Source organism: Rhodococcus sp. C-2, assembly GCF_027854095.1.
In the GTDB taxonomy this organism is placed as follows: domain Bacteria; phylum Actinomycetota; class Actinomycetes; order Mycobacteriales; family Mycobacteriaceae; genus Rhodococcus_F; species Rhodococcus_F qingshengii.
On record NZ_JAQGFI010000002.1, the window covers coordinates 533,918 to 551,346 of the forward strand.

Here is a 17,429-nt window from a genome sequence, read left to right on the forward strand (position 1 = left end):
CGAGCCTGAATCTACTTCGACGGTTCCACCTCCCACCGAACGTGAGTCACCAACGGTTCAAGGCTAAGTCGGCTGACGGCGGATTCCAGGAGTCCGTCGTCACGCTCCGCGGCAGCCAGTTCGGCCACCACCCGCACGCGGTCGCTGTCCGGGATGTCGAAGGACTGCACTGACCGGAGCTGAAACTCGGGCCTCGAAATGGACTGCACGGTAAGACCTCTGATGTGAGCTTCGGCGTCGCCGTGACAGGTCACCTCGAAGGTGTAGTCCGCGGGCGGTTCTTCGCGTCCGGTTCGGGCAGGCTGGTGATCCATCATCCGACCCAACGGCCTCAACAGCGTGTTCGCCAACATGATTGCGCCGGCACCGAACACCGCGACCCAGTACATTCCGCCGCCTGCCAGTGCGCCGACGGCGGCAGTGGCCCACAGAGTGGCGGCAGTGTTCAGGCCGGTGACCGACGCACCCTGCTTCATGATCACTCCAGCACCGAGGAAACCGATCCCCGAGACGATCTGCGCTGCGACGCGCGTCGGATCAGCGTCCGGGCCCTGAAACCCGTACGCGCCCATGATGACGAAGAGCGTCGCACCCAAGCTCACCAACGCGTTGGTTCGCAGACCCGCCATCCTTGCGCGCCATTGCCTTTCGATCCCGACGGCAGCGCCGAGGACGAGCCCGAGCGCTATCCGCACAAGGATGACGTGGATTTCCACGGTGAACTCCTAGAGCCAGGTCGCGAATCGACGAATGAACATTCCCTTGGCCACCTGCGTGACGACGCAGTATGCCCCGAGGGTGAGGACCAGCCACGGGAAGTAGTTCCACGGCAGTGAAACCAACCCGAGGGAATGACCCCAGGACGTGAACGGGAACACCAGCGCGAAGACGCAGGCAGCGCCCGTACTGAGCAGTACCGGCAGCGATGCACGCGACTGGATGAACGGGATCTTGCGGGTGCGGATCATGTGAACGATCAGCGTCTGCGAGATCAATGACTCGATGAACCAACCCGATTGGAACAGCGCTGCATGCTCGGGAGAGTTGGCGGCGAACACGAACCACATCAGCGCGAACGTCGAGATATCGAAGATCGAACTGATCGGGCCGATGAACACCATGAACCGGCGAAGGCTCTTGGTCTCCCACTTGCGGGGCTTCGCGAGGAAGTCGTCGTCGACACGGTCCCACGGGATCGTGAGCATCGAGAGATCGTAGATCAGGTTCTGCAACAACAGAACTACGGGAATCATGGGGATGAACGGCAGCAGGGCACTGGCGACGAGCACCGAGAAGACGTTCCCGAAGTTCGACGACGCAGTCATCTTGATGTACTTCTGGATGTTTCCGAAGGTACGACGCCCTTCGATGACTCCTTGTTCGAGTACACCGAGGTCCTTCTCCAGCAAGATGATGTCCGCGGATTCGCGGGCGATGTCCGCCGCTGTGTCAACGGAGATGCCGACGTCCGCAGCCCGCAGTGCGGGTGCGTCGTTGACACCGTCACCGAGGAAACCAACCGTGTGGCCGACCCGGCGCAGCGATTCGACAATGCGTGCCTTCTGCATCGGATCCGTCTTCGCGAATACGGTTGTCCGCTGCACCAACTCGTCGAGGGCGTCGTCGCTCAACGCTTCGATCTCGGCGCCGGAGACCACGGTCCCCACGTCGATACCGACTTTGCCGCAGACGGTTTCGGCGACCAGTTCGTTGTCACCCGTCACTACCTTGACCGCGACTCCGTGGCTCGCGAGGGCTTCGATCGCCCCGGCCGCAGATTCCTTCGGCGGGTCGAGGAATGCCAGCAGACCGACCAGGGTCATGCCCTCTTCGTCGGCCGTCGAGTACTCGCGGCGCTGCTCTTCGACGACTGTCTTGGTTGCCACCGCAAGCACTCGCTTGCCTTGACCGTTCAGCTCCGCGACCAGACGGTCGACTCGGGCCAGCCATCCCGGTGTCAATTGGTGGGTCACCCCGTCCAGTTCCACCGATTCACAGACCGAAAGGAGCTCTTCCACTGCACCTTTGGTTACGATCAGATCGGCGTCTCCGTGGTCGACCACCACGGAGAGTCGACGGCGCTTGAAGTCGAAGGGAATCTCGTCCACCAACCCGTGCCGACGCGAGATCTCCTCGACCACTTCGGGACCGGCGGCCTCGATCACCGCGTCGTCGAGAAGACTGCGCAATCCGGTCTGATTCACGGAATTGACTGCCGCTAGCCGCAATACGTCCTCGGACTTGCGTCCGGCAGTATCGAGATGCTCACCGAGAACGATGCGGTCCTCGGTGAGAGTTCCGGTCTTGTCCGTGCACAGAACGTCCATGGCACCGAAGTTCTGAATCGCGTTGATCTGCTTGACGATCACCTTCTTGCGCGACATGTGGAGCGCACCCTTGGCCAGGTTCGCCGTCACGATGAGCGGCAACATTTCCGGAGTCAACCCCACGGCGGTGGCGACGCCGAAGAGTAGTGCTTGGCTCCAGTCCTTGGTCAGCCCGTTGATGATGAACACCGCGGGAACCATGATCAGCATGAACTTGATCAGCAGATAGCTGACGCTGCGCACCCCGACGTCGAAGCTGGTTTCGGGTCGCTTGGACGCCAATTGTGCTGTCATGGCACCGAAGTAGGTCCGCTTGCCGGTGTGTACCGCAACGGCGGTGCCACTGCCCGACACGACGGAAGTACCCATGAACCCGATGTTCTCGGCTTCGAGCAGCCGATCGACGTCGATCCCCGACGACGGGTCCGCCGACTTCTCGGCCGGCATCGATTCACCGCTGAGCATGGACTGATTGACCTGTAGATCCTTGGCCCGGATGATGCGGACATCGGCCGGGATCATGTCGCCGGCGGCAAGCTGGACTACATCCCCCGGCAGTAACTGCTCGATCGGAATCTCAGCCGTGACCACGGTGTTGTTGATCTTGCGGGTGGCCGCGACGGTCGTCGTAACCATCGCCTTGAGCGCCTCGGCGGCGCGACTCGAACGGTATTCCTGCCAGAACCTCAGTGAGACACTGACAAAGATCATCAACCCGAGAGTGATGATGCCCTCGTAGGAAGGACCGTCCTCGGGGTCCGCCCAGACCACGTCGGTCCCGACCATGATCAGGGCGAGGAATACCAGGATCAGGATGAACGGGTTCTTGAAGGCTCCCGCGAACTGCACGATTGCCGGCGCCGGGCGGTCGTGGCGGACATCGTTGCGCCCGTATTGCCGACGAAGATCGTCGATCTGATCGTCACGAAGGCCGTTGGCCGTCGTGGTCAGATCCGCGAGAACGGTGCGCGTGTCCGAGGCCGAGAAGTCGACCAATTCCTGTGCGCTTTCCTTTGCCAGGACTGTTGAATGTGTTTGTTGTGCACTGTTTCTCGTGGGCCGTGGCCGCAATGCGAGAACGGAAAATGACATGACGAATCTCCTCGGCTGCCCGAACACGCCGGACCATGCCAGTACATGAGGGCAGCAGAATGCGCTGAGCGACAATGGAAGTCGTCAGCGGTCGCGGCAAAGCCGCGCAGATGAAGCCGAGGATGCAAAGAGTCAGTGACTGAAGAGCAAAAGACCGGGGTGAGCATCGTCGGCAAGAACAGAAGGATGGGTCGAATATCGACTCGGCGGGTCGTCCACGATGGTCACCTCCTGAAAGTTCGGGGCGTCCGATGACGCCACACAAGTACATGCGCACAGCACACGCCAGGAGAACCGAATATCGACGTACTCTCGCCTTCGCCGGAAGAAACCGGCATCAAGCTGCGAAAACACCTCCACGTCCGAGTTTTGGCACTGCACGACGTGTCCCGATCAAGAACGGGAAGCCACTTTGGATCACCCCTTAAGCCGGGGAGATCTGTCCTAACCTTGGGCGTCTCTCGACGTCGTGAGATCAGTGGCCTGTGTTCGTGCAGAAGCCTCACCTAACGAGGTACTGCACCCAGAGGGTAGTTCTCAAATCTGTTGCCTGTCAACCGAGCAACTCAGACGGCGGACAATCCTGCCCGTGCGACGGCGCCGGCGAAGAGTGCCGTCACGGCGGCACCCATGACACTCTGATCAACCTCTTCCGGATCCACGGAGTGTTCGAGAACGAGCCCGGATATCAACGCCATCAACGAGATTGCGGTTGTCCGCACGTCAAAGGAATCGTCCACTCCCCATTCACGGGCACGTTCGCCGATCAACTCCACGAGTTGGCTGCGCAAGTGGCGACGCTCACGTAAGTACGCCTGAGCGATCTGCGGATCACGCCCGGCGAGCACTCCGAATTCGAGGACGAGAAGCGACCACCCCGGGTCGTCGACCATCCACGTGGCAATGGCCTCGCCACCTTTGCCCGCCGCGTCGGACGGGTTCATCCCGGCAATCTCGGCGAGCACCCGGCCGGCCAGTTCGAGAGACCGTTGCGCGAACAGTTCGGCGAACAGATCCTGTTTCGACTCGAAGTTGGAGTAGACAGCCCCCTTGGTGAAGCCCGCTCGGCGAGCAACTTCAGTGAGACGTGCAGCACTGAATCCGCGCTCCGCAAACTCTTCCGCCGCAGCGTCGAGCAGTCTTTGCCGCACCACGTCACGTCCGGGGCGGGTTACCGGAGTCCAGTCCGGTTGACGAGATTCAGTCACGATACCTAGAGTATTCAATACCTCGGGTATTGACAAGCTCTTTACTTTCGACAAGATCAGGACTCTTTCGTGACCACTACGCATCCGGCACACGCCGCACCAGACAACAGCTCCACCCACGACGAACACCACCACGACAATCTGCTCGTGAAGTACGGCGCACCCAAGGTGATGGCCGCGTTGTTCGTCGGCGTGCTCCTGCTGCAGATGGGCTTCATCCTCAGCTACGTCGCCGCCTTCCATCAGCCGACTCCGCGAGACATCGAAATCGCGGTCATCGCCGATCAGGGCACACCCGACGGCATGGATCAGCAGATCGCCGACAAACTCAACGCCATCGACGGCAGCCCGCTCGACGCTCAGGTGGTCGACAGCACGGCGACCGCTCGCCGCATGATCAACGACCGCGAGATCCAGGGCGCGTTTGTCATCAACCCGGCCGGACCGGACACCCTGATCACCGCGAGCGCGGGCGGCAGCTCCATCGCTACGTCACTCGAAGCGGTGTTCACGAAGGTCGAGGCGACGCAGGACCGACAGTTCGTCGTCCGCGACGAGATCCCCGTCGGAGCCCACGACAACCGCGGCCTCTCCGGCTTCTACCTCTCGGTCGGCTGGGTCGTCGGCGGCTATCTCCTCGCGGCAGCCATCGGACTGTTCATCGGTGCGCCGAAGACTCTCCGCCAGGCAAGCGCACACACGGGCGTGATCGCGATCTACTCGATCATCTCGGGAGCCCTCGGCGCCCTCATCACCTCACACGTACTCGGAACCTTCGCCGGCCACTGGTTCCCGCTCTGGATCCTGGGAACAGCCGTGGTGTTCGGCACCGCCATGTTCACACTCGGATTGCGCGCCGCCATCGGCGTTCTGGCAGTCCCGCTGGCTATCGCCGTCTTCGTGATCCTCGGCAATCCCAGTGCGGGAGGCGCATTCGGCTCCAACGTGATTCCCTCGTTCTACGCCGCCATCGGCCGGTGGATCACACCCGGCGCCGGCACCGAAGGCGTCCGGAGCATCGTCTACTTCAACAACGTCGGCGTCGGCCAGCCTGCTCTGACGCTGTTCCTGTACGCACTGATCGGTGCGGTCATGCTGTTCGGCTTCACGATCCGTCGTAACCGAAAGTCCACCGACACGACGCCGACTCCAGCTGTGGCGAACGCCGACTAGTCCTAGTCTGAACTCATGACGAGCCTCCTCCACCCCAACGCCTCGCACGTCGCCGAAACACTGATCTCGCGGGGTCACCACGGCGTCATCGTCACGCAGCCCGACGCCACGCACACCGCGGCCGAGGCAGCGGAAGCCGTCGGGGTGGAGGTAGGCGCGATCACCAAGTCACTGGTGTTCCTTCTCGACGACGATCCGGTCCTGCTGCTGGTCTCCGGCGCACATCAGGTGAATCTGAAGGCCACCGGCGAACGCCTCGAAGGCAAGCTCACGCGGGCGACGCTGGAGATGGCGAAGTCCGCGACGGGCCAGCCGATCGGTGGGGTCGCTCCGCTCGGGCATCCCACCAACCTGCCGACGTACATCGATACCGCCCTCGAGCAGTACCCCGAGTTGTGGGCAGCCGCCGGGCACCCCAACACCGTCTTTCGCACGACGTACTCCGAACTCCTCCGAATCACCGCCGGCCTCGCCGTCGACATGGACTGAAGCACTTCAGCCAACCCGGTCCGAAACCACTCAGACGTGCGTCCACCTATAGTTGGACGCACCATGTGCACTGCAACCAGGACCCCGGCCGGCAACCACTGGCGTCGACGGCACGTAGATCTGTGCCGCACCGACGCCTGTCTGTGTATGCCGAGCGCAGTCACCTCGACCACACCGCACACCTCGAGTTCCAGCCGGAGAGTTCCCGTTGTCTGACAAGCCGAATGCCGTTTCCAGCCACACCACCCCCGACGTCCCCGAAGTAGCAGCGACGCCCGAGTTGTCCACCGGCATCTGCGCCGGTGACTACCGCGCTGCGCTTCGCCGCCACCCCGCCGGTGTCACCGTCGTGACCCTCGATTCGGGTACCGGCCCGGTGGGTTTCACCGCCACCTCGTTCTCGTCCGTCTCCCTCGAGCCGCCGCTCGTCTCGTTCAACATCGCGGAGACGTCGTCGAGCATCAATGCACTCAAGGCAGCCGAGTCCTTGGTGATCCACCTTCTCGGCGAACATCAGCAGCATCTGGCCCAGCGCTTTGCGCGTAGTGCCGATCAGCGTTTTGCAGACGAGTCACTGTGGGCAGTGCTCGACACCGGGGAACCGGTGCTGCACGGCACCCCCAGCTGGATGCGCGTCAAGGTCGACCAGTTGATCCCTGTCGGCGACCACACGCTGGTCATCGGACTCGTCACGCGGGTTCACGCCGAAGAAGACGACGAATCCGCTGCCGCACCGCTGCTCTACCACGAGGGCAAGTACTACCGCCCGACTCCGTTAGGTCAATAGACAACTGTGCGCCTTTATTAACCGCCCGCGGTTAATAAAGGCGCACAGCAAGTTAGAGCGCTACGTACTTGGTATCGAGATACTCGTCGATACCCTCGGTTCCGCCTTCACGGCCGAAGCCCGATTCCTTCACCCCACCGAACGGCGCGGCAGCATCGGAGATCGCGCCGCGATTGACGCCGACCATGCCGGTGTCCAGCTTGGCCGAGACGCGCATCGCACGGTCGATGTCGCGGGTGTAGAAGTACGCCACGAGACCGTACTCGGTGTTGTTCGCAGCCGCGATCGCTTCGTCTTCGGTGTCGAAACCGACCACTGCCGCAACGGGTCCGAAGATCTCTTCCTTCAGCAGGCGCGCGTCGGCGGGCACCTGGTCGAGGACCGTCGGGGTGAAGAAGAACCCGGGGCCTTCGGGTGCCGATCCACCGGTACGAACGCGAGCACCCTTGGACACGGCGTCGTCGACGAGTCCGGTGACGGTTGCGAGCTGCTTGGTGTTGATCAGCGGTCCGATGTTGGTGCCCTCGGCGTCACCGGCGCCCACCTTCAAGGCCGCAACCTTGGCGGTGAACTTGTCGGTGAACTCTTCGCGCACCGAGTTGGCGACGTAGATGCGGTTGGCCGCGGTGCAGGCCTCGCCGCCGTTACGCATCTTCGCGAGCATTGCGCCGTCGACAGCTGCGTCGATGTCCGCGTCGTCGAAGACGATGAACGGTGCATTGCCACCGAGTTCCATCGACGTGCGGAGCAGCTTGTCAGCAGCATTGCGCACCAACAACTTTCCGACGCCAGTGGAGCCGGTGAAGGTGACCTTGCGCAGACGCGCATCTTCCATCAGCGGTCCACTGATGGAGGCCGCGTCGGACGTCGGGAGGATCGAGAGCACACCGTCGGGCAGACCGGCATCGGCGAACACCTGACCGAGGAGCTGCATGGTCAGCGGCGTGTCCTCGGCGGGCTTGACGATGATGGTGCAACCGGCAGCCAGCGCCGGTCCGATCTTGCGTGTGCCCATGGCGAGCGGGAAGTTCCACGGGGTGATCGCGAGGACCGGTCCGACGGCTTCCTTGGTGACCAGGATGCGACCGTTGCCGGCCGGAGCCTGCGTGAAACGTCCGCCGATGCGTACTGCTTCCTCGCTGAACCAGCGCAGGAATTCGCCGCCGTAGTTGACCTCACCGCGGCTCTCTGCCAACGACTTACCCATTTCCAGGGTCATCATCAGCGCGAAGTCCTCGGCGCGGGCGTGCAGCAATTCGAAGGCGGTGCGCAGGATCTCGCCGCGTACACGTGCCGGAGTGGCCGCCCAGTCTTCCTGCGCCGCAGCGGCGAGGTCGAGCGCACGGATACCGTCGGCAGCGGTGGCGTCGGCTACCTGGGCGAGTTCCTCACCCGTTGCCGGGTTGTAGACCGCAAAGGTCTTCTCGGCCGGGACGAGCTTGCCGCCGAGCCAGAGACCCTTGGGTACCGAGTCGAGAAGATCCGAGACGTTGGACATGTCAGTTCCCCTGTGCTGCAGTGCGGATGGCGGTCTCGAGGACGGTCAACGCGTCGTCGAGCAGCTCTTCGGAGATGACCAGCGGCGGGAGCAGACGGATGACGTTGCCGTAGGTACCGCAGGTGAGGATCACGACGCCGGCAGCGAGGCATTCGGCGGCGATCTTCTTGGTGATGTCGGCGTCCGGCTCCTGCCCACCGGGCTTGACCAGCTCGATGGCGAGCATGGCGCCGCGACCGCGAACGTCGCCGATGACGTCGAGTTCCTTTGCCAGTACGTTCATTCGGCCGACGACGGTCGACTCGATGGTGCGTGCGCGGCCACAGAGGTCGAGCTCACGCATCTGGTCGATGGACGCCAATGCAGCGGCGCAGGCGACGGGGTTACCGCCGTAGGTGCCACCGAGGCCGCCGGGGTGGACAGCGTCGATGAGCTCGGCGCGGCCCGTGACAGCGGCGAGCGGCATGCCGCCTGCGATGCCCTTGGCGAGCGTGACCAGGTCGGGGACGATGCCCTCGTGATCGCTGGCGAACCAGGCGCCGGTACGAGCGAAGCCTGCCTGAACCTCGTCGGCGATGAAGACGACGCCGTTCTCCTTGGCCCACGCGACGAGCGTCGGGAGGAAGCCTTCTGCGGGAACGATGAATCCACCCTCACCCTGAATGGGCTCGATGAGGATGGCGGCGGTGTTGGCAGCGCCGACCTGCTTCTCGATCATCGTGATGGCGCGCTGTGCGGCCTGCTCACCGGTGATCTTGGAGCCGTCGACATTGAGGCCCTCGCGGTACGGGTAGGACATCGGGACGCGGTAGACCTCGGGGGCGAACGGACCGAAGCCGCTCTTGTACGGCATGGACTTCGAGGTCAGTGCCATCGTGAGGTTGGTGCGGCCGTGGTACGCGTGGTCGAAGACGACGACTGCGTCGCGACCGGTCGCGTGACGGGCGATCTTGACGGCGTTCTCGACGGCTTCTGCGCCGGAGTTGAACAGGACGGAACGCTTCTCGTGGTCACCGGGGGTGAGCTCGGCGAGACGCTCGGCGACCTCGACGTAGCCCTCGTACGGAGCGACCATGAAACAGGTGTGGGTGAAGTGCGCGACCTGATCCTGAACTGCGGACACGACGGCCGGGTTGGAGGCGCCGACGCTGGTCACCGCGATACCGGCACCGAGGTCGATCAGCGAGTTGCCGTCGACGTCGACGATGACTCCGCCGTCTGCGTCGGCGACGTAGACCGGGAGGGTGGATGCGACGCCGGCGCCGACGACCTTCTTACGGCGTTCGGCGAGCGCAGCCGAGCGCGGGCCCGGAAACTCCGTGACGATGCGACGCTCCTGCGGAAGCCGGTATTCGATTGCACTCATGTGACCACCCTCTCGGTTGTGTATTGCATTCGAGTATGCGACGCGCGAAGCATCGCAAGCACTGCCGAAATGGATACCCGGAGCTCCAGGGCTACTCCATATCGGCAACGACAGCTAGCCTTGATCAGGTGACGGTTCCGATCTCGTGGCTCTTGCGCCAGAAACACCTCTCGCTGGCTCTGCTCACCGACCGAGCAGCTGCCACCCACCCCGTCACGTTCGCGCAGGCCACAGAGCTGACGGACCCCACCCCGTGGCTTTCCGGCGGCGAATTGGTGCTCACCACCGGGCTGGCACTGGTGGGCGCGGACGCCACCGACTACAGCGAGTACATCGGCCGTCTGGCCGCCGCAGAAGTATCGGCTCTGGGTTTCGGGACCGGCCTTTCCCATGAGAGTGTGCCCGCAGACCTGATTGCCGCCGCCCGAAGCCGCGGACTCCCCCTGCTGGAAGTGCCGTTCACGACCCCCTTCGCGGCCGTCACGCGCGCGGTGATGACTCGCCTGAGCCAGCAGGAATACGAATCGGTACTGCGCGCGGCAGAAGTACAGACACGCATCACCCGAGTTGCACTGCGCGGTGGCGTGTCGGCCATCGTGCGTGAACTGGCTACCGCCACAAAAACTTCGGTGGCGTTTGTCGGAGATCGGATCACCGCGGTGCACCCGGCAAACCAGAAGTCGTTGATCACCGAGGTTCGCGCGGTCGCGGCCACCACCCGCGATCCCAACGCTCCGGCGTCGATCTCGCAGAGCACACCCGAACGGACGCTGACACTGTCCCCCGTCGGCGTCACCGACAGCTGGCACGGCTACCTCGCCATGGCGGGCGCCGGGCCCCTGAGCAATATCGACAGAGTGTTGCTCGGGCATGCGGTCTCGCTGCTCACTCTCGAACTCGAGAAACCGGTTCGACTACGGGCCGAGCGAACTCGACTCAACGCCATGGCTTTCGGGCTCTTACTCGACGGCCGAATCCCCGAAGACAGTGTGCCGTCGTATTTGGACGAGGCAAGCGACACGCACGGCAACATTCGTGTCGTCCACGTTCGCGGATCCGGACTCGGCCCAGTTCTTCGCGAACTCGACAACGCTCTCGCGCGAGCAGGCCGGCCGTTGTTCGCGCAATCCGAGGACGGTTCGCTGACCGTCCTCCTCCGCGGAACCGACACAATCGACACCGCCAAAACACTACTGGCGCAGCTCTCCCCCACCGAAGCGAAAGCCGTGCGTGCCGGAATCAGCACCCCTCACCGTCTTCTCGACGCACCCCGCGCACTCGTCCAGGCCCGCGCCGCGGCCAACCTCACGACGGCTACGGCGCGTATTCTCGAGTTCGACGCTCTGAGTGGTTCGACGATTCTGGCATCCGAGTCTGCCCGTGAGGCATTGATCGCCATGGCTGCGGACACCATCCCGGTGCTGACGGAACACGACCAGGCACACGGAACCGCACTGGCCGCGTCTTTGCGCGCCTATCTCGAGGCAAACGGCCAATGGGAGTCGGCTGCAGCCGAACTCGGTGTTCATCGGCACACCCTCCGAGGTCGCATCGCACGCATCGAGGAACTGCTGCAATGCGACCTCGGGCAGGCCAGGGTCAGAGCCGAACTGCTGCTATCGCTACTCGCCTGGGAGGGCCGCTGAACCCTCCGCGGCGTGTACCGAAGCGAAACTGGACGCACCGCGAACGAGTAGTTCGAGTTCGGCGTCGACCGTGCAGAGACGGGCGGTGTCCAGCGCTCCACTGCGGCTCACACTCGACATCAAAGCCGTGAACCGGCGCACCGCTTGCGGATTGGCGGCGGTCCACAGCTCGACGACCTCCGGAATACCTTCTCCGAGCGCTCCGGACACGAGGTCTGCGAAACGCGCCGTCAACCTGGCGTGGACGGCAGCGCTGCCCATGACCTCCCAATGCGAGGCACCGACGGCGACGTCGACGCCGCCGAGAACATCGCCCAGGTCGAGAGCGTCGGAGAGTTCCCGATAGATCGCGGCTGCGGCCGCGGCCGTCGTATTCTCCTGCAGTGCAATGTCTGCCAGGGCGAGCGCTCCGAAAGACGCCTCGATGCGCTCGCTTGCCGACAAACCGTCGGTGAGTTCCCGCACCGGGGCTGCCCACCGATCGATGTCGGCGCGCGGGTTCACGGTGAACCGGCCGGCAGCACCCGGGCGGCGCAACACCCAGCTCATTTCGGATTCCAACAGCTGCTGCAAGCGATCGAGAGCCTTCAGCTGTTCGGTGGCACTGAGATCGGAGTTCAGGATTTCACGTCGAAGGTCCTCCGTTCCAAGCACTTCGCTGACTACGGCGTAGGCCAGAGCCGCTTCCGGACTGCGAACTCCGAGGTGTTCCTCGAGCCGGAACAGCACGCCGGGGCCGACGCGGTTGACCAGTTCGTCGACCACCGAGGTGATGATGATGTCGCGGCCCAACCGATGTGCGCGGACTGCGTCCGGTGCGGCCTCGACGACGGAGAGCGGGAAGTACTGCGGGAGACGATCGGCGAAGATCTGATTGTCCGGGACCGTCGATGCGCCCAGTTCCGCAGTCAGTACGTTCTTCGACTGCGCCACCAGCACAGCAAGTTCCGGCCGCAGGAGACCCTGCCCGGCACGCGCCCTGACCGCCAGCGCCTTGGCGTCGGGCAGAGATTCTTCCAGTCGCTTCATGGCGCCCGCCGAGACGAGGTTCTCGATCAACCGTTCGTGCTGATCGAGTAGGGCGGGAGCGCGGTGCTCGGCCAGGCTGATCGCGAGGGTCTGATCTTCGCTGGCCTCGAGTACCGATGCGGCTACCTCGTCCTGGGCCGCCGCAAGTAGTTCATTGCGCGAGGTCGCGTCCAACTCTGCGAGTGCGATCTTGATGTTGACCTCACGGTCCGAGGTAGCCACGCCTGCCGCGTTGTCGATGAAGTCGGCGTTGATTCGTCCTCCGCCAGCGGCATATTCGATGCGGGCACGTTGGGTGAAACCCAGGTTGCCGCCCTCACCCACCACGGTTGCACGCAACTCGTCAGCGCTGACGCGAACTGCGTCGTTGGACGGATCGGCCGCGTCGACGTTGCTTTCGGTCGACGCTTTCACGTAGGTACCGACGCCGCCGTTCCACAACAGGTCCACCGGAGCACACAGGACCGCTCGGATCAGTTCCTGCGGGGTCAAGTTCTCCTCGGTGATTCCGAGGGCCGCACGCGCCTCGAGCGGAAGGCGGATCGACTTCGCGCTCCGCGGCCAGACGCCACCGCCCGGCGACATCACGGTGCGATCGAAGTCGTCCCAGGACGAGCGCGGCACGGTGAAGAGGCGAGCGCGTTCGGCAAAGCTCGTCTCGGTGTCGGGGTTCGGGTCGATGAAGATGTGGCGGTGATCGAATGCCGCGACCAAACGGATCTTGTGCGAGAGCAACATTCCGTTGCCGAACACGTCGCCGGACATGTCCCCGATACCCGCGACGGTGAACGGATCGGTGTCGACATCGAGGTCGCGCTCGGCGAAGTGCCGTCGTACCGCCACCCAGGCGCCGCGAGCGGTGATGCCCATCGCCTTGTGGTCGTAGCCGGCCGAACCGCCGGAAGCAAAAGCGTCGCCGAGCCAGAAACCACGCTCGACGGCGATGCCGTTCGCGACGTCCGAGAACCGTGCGGTCCCCTTGTCTGCTGCCACGACGAGATAGGAGTCTTCACCGTCGTACTCGATTACTTCTGCCGGGTGTACCGCAGCGCCGTCGACGATGTTGTCCACCACGTCCAGCAAGCCGCGAATGAAGGTGCTGTACGACTCCTGCACCTGCGCCGGAGTCGGTGACGACGTGCCCCGAACCACGAACGCGCCCTTGGCACCCGAAGGAACGATCGGGGAATTCTTCACGCTCTGGGTCTTCATGAGGCTCAGGGCCTCGGTGCGGTAGTCCTCGTATCGATCCGACCAACGCAGGCCGCCACGGGCGACGGAGGAACTACGCAGATGAACGCCTTCGACATTGGGTGCGCTGACGTAGATCTCGCGGAAGGGAACGGTCTTCTGCGGGGTGGAGAGCAACTGCGAGTCGATCTTGAACGACGCGTACGGCAGCGGGTCGCCGGACTCACCACGCAGGTACCAGTTCGTGCGCAGAGTCGCCTGCAGGAACGAACGAACGCCGCGCAAGACGCGATCCTCGTCGAGAGTGTCTGCACCGTCGACTGATTCGTCGATGGCCGCCGCCGCGGTGGCCACTGCTGTCTCCCGCAATCCTGCTACGGCGGGATCGAAACGCGCAGTGAAGAGTTCGATTGCCTGCCGTACGAAGCGTGGCTTCGCTGCCAACACTCCGACGATGTAGCTCTCGGACAGCCCGATACGAGCCTGAGCGAGGAAACGGCACGCAGCGCGCAGCAACTCTGCGTCGCGCCACGTGATGTCTGCTCGTCCGATCAGACTGGAGAATGCGTCCATCCGGGTCTGTTCGGCGATGACGGCTTCGAAGGCGTCCGCCATCTTCTCCAGCGCACTGCCGTCGAAGGTGCTCGGCTCGAAGGTGAAGTAATGCGCCGAACCCAGAACGGTCGGAAGCGGGCGGTGCGTCGAAACTCGGAGTCCGAGAGACTCGAAGTTCTCGCACAGATCGGAGAGGGAGGGCTCTCCGGACGGCCACAGCACCACACAGGTCAGATCGTCACTGTTCAGGTTGTCACCCTGACGGAAGACGAGTCGCTGGCCCGCTGCGGCCAATTCGGCGACCAGTTCGAGCGCCGGGTCACCGGATCGATCACCGCCTGCCGGTCTCGATTCTGCAGCTGCGGTCTTGGTCGCCGATGATGTGCTCGCCATTGAACACCCTCCTGGAAATTATTGGATCCGAACACTTTCCAGTGTTGCGTGGATCACCGGAAAGAGGTCGTGCCCGATAGGAGTACCAACCCCCATCGGGCACGACATTTCGGCAGTTGCGGTGAGCTCAGTCGCCCAACCTGATCGGAGCAAGCTCCTCGAACACGTCGCCGGGTCCGGGATTCTCGGCAGGCGCAGCGCCGCCGAGATGGTTGACGACGCCCCATACCGCGTTGATCGCGGTCTGGATCGCGCCCTCAGCCCAGCCGGCGGTCCACGACACGTCGTCACCGGCGAGGAAGATTCCCCGATGACGCGGTTCGAGATCATTCTGCACGAAGTGGGAGAACAGGCGCTCCTGGTAGCGGTAGTGCCCCGGAAGGTTCGCCTTGAATGCGCCCATGAAGTCGCGCTCGGTTTCCCACGACAGCGTCACCGGGCTCGAGATGATGTGGCTGCGGAAGTCAACGCCGGGGTAGATCTCTTCGAGAGAGCGCAGCATGATGTTCATGCGCTCGGTGGCGTCGAGCGCCAGCAGCTTCAGCGAATCGTCCGACCAGGTGTACGACAAGCAGATCAGGCCTGGCTTGCCCTCGCCTTGATCCAGCAGGTAGGTGCCGCGACTCATACGGTCGGTCAGTGTCATCGACACCGAATCACGGCCGGTCACGGGGTCCTTGTCCTTCCAGAACGGGCGGTCGACGAGAACGAACACCTTGGTCGAACCCATGTAGTGAGTTCGCTCGATCGCAGTCCAGTGGTCGATCGGGAACAGATCGTCGTCACACCTGATATTGTTCAGCAGCATCCAACTCTGCACTGTCACAACGGCACTCGCATACGTGCGAATGAAACCTTCGGAGTCGGTGACCGTGATGTTGCCGGGCTCGGTACGCCGGAGTTCGGTGACGCGGGGACGCGTCTCACCGTCGTTGAGCGAAGCGACCGTAGTACCGGCAGGCCAATGCGCCATGTGCGCCGGGGCGCGGTTCCACAACCGCATCGGCAGCTGCTGCGATCCACCGACGATGCCGCGGTGGTCGTCGTCGGCGGCCGTGATGACCACACGAAGGATTTCGAGGATCGAATTGGGGTAGTCGGTATCCCAACCGCCCGTACCGAATCCGACCTGTCCGAACACTTCCCGCATGTGGAAGGACTTGAAGTGCTTCGACGCGGCGAGGAATCCGTAGAACGTCTGGTCGTCGTAGCGCACCACGAGGTCGTTCCAGATCCGCTTGATTTCTGCGGTGTCGCGGTCACGAATGGCCTGCTGCAACGGAATCAGATCGGCATGCTCTTCGAGAGTGCGCTGCCAGGCCTGCGCCACCTCGGTGTAGATCGGCGGCAGATCCTCGAGAGTGTGCGCGTAGTGGCTCTCGCCCTTGAGATCGATGACGGTGCTCGGCGTGACCTCGGCAAGGGGATTGGGGAACTCTTCGGTCTGCAGACCCAGTTCGTTCAGGTAGTGGAACAACGTCGTCGACGATGGTGGGAAACGCATTGCGCCCATCTCGGCGACCACCCCGGGGTGCCCGTCGAACTCGACCGACCGCATCCGGCCACCGATCTGATCAGCTTCGTAGACAATCGGTTTGAGACCGATCTTGAGCAACTCGTAGGCCGCGATCATGCCGGAGAGTCCGCCACCGATCACGGCAACCTCGGTACCCAGTGCCAGGTCGGGCACCGAGCCGAGTCCCGCCGGACTGGAAACGTAGTCGTCGTACGGGAACGGAAAATCCGGTCCGAACATCGTGAGGGGCGGCTGCTTGCCGGGTTCCGAGGAACTGTCCGGAGCTACTGGGATGGTCATCTACGGTTCTCCTTGGAGACAGTCGTGACAGGAAGGTCTGGATACAGATCGAGGCGTCGATCGTCGAGATGTGTATTGAGAGTGCGCGATTGCGCGACGGTGGCGGCGGCGATGTCCGCGAAGAGCAATTCCTGGTCGCCGCCGGCCCTCGCCAACTCGGCACCGTCTGGTGCGATGGCGCACGAGAGACCGCAGTAGGTCAGCTCGGTTTCGGCACCGCAGCGATTGACGTAGGTGACGAACATCTGACTCTCGTAGGCGCGGGCCGGAACCACTTGCTGCGCAATGTGTTCGTAAGGAGTCATCAAGCCTGTCGGCACGATGAGCCATTCGGTACCGGCGTCGGCATGGGCCCGAACCGCTTCCGGAAATTCCACGTCGTAGCAGATCAACAACCCGCAGCGGATGCCCTCGAAATCGAACCCGACCACTAGGGTCTCACCTGGCCGGAAATGTTCGCGGTCGAGCGTGCCGAACAGGTGCGTCTTGCGGTAGTGCGCAAGCGAAGTGCCGTCGCGGTCCACCACCTGCACACTGTTGTAGACATCTCCCCCGTCGAGTTCGGGGTAGCCGTAGACGACTGCGATGCCTGCACTTCGAGCAATCGCGGCGACGGAATCGAAGATGGGGCCGTCGGCCGGTTCCGCGCGTAGCGACACCAGTTCGCCGATGTCGTAGCCGGTTGCGGACATCTCCGGCGTCAGCAGGATCTTCGCACCGGATGCTGCAGCCTCGCGGGCAGCAGTGTCGATTGCAGCGAGGTTGAACTCCACCGACGCAAAGGTGTCCGGGGTGGTGAGCGGACCTTGGAACAGGCCAACTCGAACTGAATCGACATGCATGGTGCGCTCCTTCAGGA

The 17,429-nt window shown here is 63.4% G+C and carries 12 protein-coding genes and 1 riboswitch; of the genes, 4 read left to right on the forward strand and 8 right to left on the reverse strand.

Going from position 1 to position 17,429, the window contains the following annotated elements:
• Window positions 1-11: 11 nt before the first annotated feature.
• From PCS43_RS06290 to PCS43_RS06300, 3 genes are all read right to left on the reverse strand, one after another.
• The gene (locus PCS43_RS06290; protein WP_003941187.1) at window positions 12-716 is read right to left on the reverse strand and encodes an MgtC/SapB family protein; all 705 of its coding nucleotides are present in this window, start codon (window positions 714-716) and stop codon (window positions 12-14) included.
• 9 nt (window positions 717-725) lie between these two features.
• Window positions 726-3,419 (reverse strand): magnesium-translocating P-type ATPase, encoded by a 2,694-nt coding sequence (mgtA, locus tag PCS43_RS06295; protein ID WP_042452033.1) that lies wholly within the window; start codon window positions 3,417-3,419, stop codon window positions 726-728.
• A gap of 347 nt (window positions 3,420-3,766) precedes the next feature.
• Window positions 3,767-3,940: riboswitch (M-box (ykoK) riboswitch) on the reverse strand.
• A 45-nt stretch (window positions 3,941-3,985) separates the two neighbouring features.
• Window positions 3,986-4,570 (reverse strand): TetR/AcrR family transcriptional regulator, encoded by a 585-nt coding sequence (locus PCS43_RS06300; RefSeq protein WP_037129354.1) that lies wholly within the window; start codon window positions 4,568-4,570, stop codon window positions 3,986-3,988.
• 126 nt (window positions 4,571-4,696) lie between these two features.
• On the opposite strand from PCS43_RS06300, the gene PCS43_RS06305 reads away from it, so the two are divergent.
• The 3 genes from PCS43_RS06305 to dszD all read left to right on the forward strand — a co-directional run bounded on the left by PCS43_RS06305 (window position 4,697) and on the right by dszD (window position 7,076).
• A complete protein-coding gene (locus PCS43_RS06305; RefSeq protein ID WP_003941129.1) occupies window positions 4,697-5,800 on the forward strand; it encodes a membrane protein in 1,104 nt (367 codons plus the stop codon).
• A gap of 15 nt (window positions 5,801-5,815) precedes the next feature.
• Window positions 5,816-6,289 carry a YbaK/EbsC family protein gene (locus PCS43_RS06310; RefSeq protein WP_209911187.1) on the forward strand — a complete coding sequence of 158 codons (474 nt, stop codon included), beginning with the start codon at window positions 5,816-5,818 and terminating at the stop codon, window positions 6,287-6,289.
• Between the two features lie 208 nt (window positions 6,290-6,497).
• On the forward strand, window positions 6,498-7,076 hold the full coding sequence (gene dszD, locus PCS43_RS06315) for an NADH:FMN oxidoreductase DszD (RefSeq protein ID WP_003941189.1): 579 nt from the start codon (window positions 6,498-6,500) through the stop codon (window positions 7,074-7,076).
• Between the two features lie 52 nt (window positions 7,077-7,128).
• Here dszD and PCS43_RS06320 read toward each other — a convergent pair whose 3' ends face one another.
• A complete protein-coding gene (locus PCS43_RS06320) occupies window positions 7,129-8,574 on the reverse strand; it encodes an NAD-dependent succinate-semialdehyde dehydrogenase (RefSeq protein WP_042922728.1) in 1,446 nt (481 codons plus the stop codon).
• A 1-nt stretch (window position 8,575) separates the two neighbouring features.
• Window positions 8,576-9,940 (reverse strand): 4-aminobutyrate--2-oxoglutarate transaminase, encoded by a 1,365-nt coding sequence (gene gabT / locus PCS43_RS06325; RefSeq protein ID WP_209911183.1) that lies wholly within the window; start codon window positions 9,938-9,940, stop codon window positions 8,576-8,578.
• Between the two features lie 128 nt (window positions 9,941-10,068).
• Between gabT and PCS43_RS06330 the strand changes: the two genes are divergently transcribed.
• Entirely contained in the window at window positions 10,069-11,586 is a 1,518-nt protein-coding gene (locus PCS43_RS06330) for a PucR family transcriptional regulator (RefSeq protein WP_064074534.1), read from the forward strand.
• On the opposite strand, the gene PCS43_RS06335 is transcribed toward PCS43_RS06330, so the two are convergent.
• From PCS43_RS06335 to PCS43_RS06345, 3 genes are all read right to left on the reverse strand, one after another.
• Window positions 11,563-14,754: an NAD-glutamate dehydrogenase domain-containing protein gene (locus tag PCS43_RS06335; protein ID WP_209911179.1), complete on the reverse strand. Its 3,192-nt coding sequence runs from the start codon at window positions 14,752-14,754 to the stop codon at window positions 11,563-11,565. The genes PCS43_RS06330 and PCS43_RS06335 overlap by 24 nt on opposite strands.
• A gap of 127 nt (window positions 14,755-14,881) precedes the next feature.
• Window positions 14,882-16,570: a flavin monoamine oxidase family protein gene (locus tag PCS43_RS06340; RefSeq protein WP_007727084.1), complete on the reverse strand. Its 1,689-nt coding sequence runs from the start codon at window positions 16,568-16,570 to the stop codon at window positions 14,882-14,884.
• Window positions 16,567-17,412 (reverse strand): carbon-nitrogen hydrolase family protein, encoded by an 846-nt coding sequence (locus PCS43_RS06345; protein WP_050655995.1) that lies wholly within the window; start codon window positions 17,410-17,412, stop codon window positions 16,567-16,569. The genes PCS43_RS06340 and PCS43_RS06345 overlap by 4 nt, the downstream gene beginning before the upstream one ends.
• Window positions 17,413-17,429: the final 17 nt, after the last annotated feature.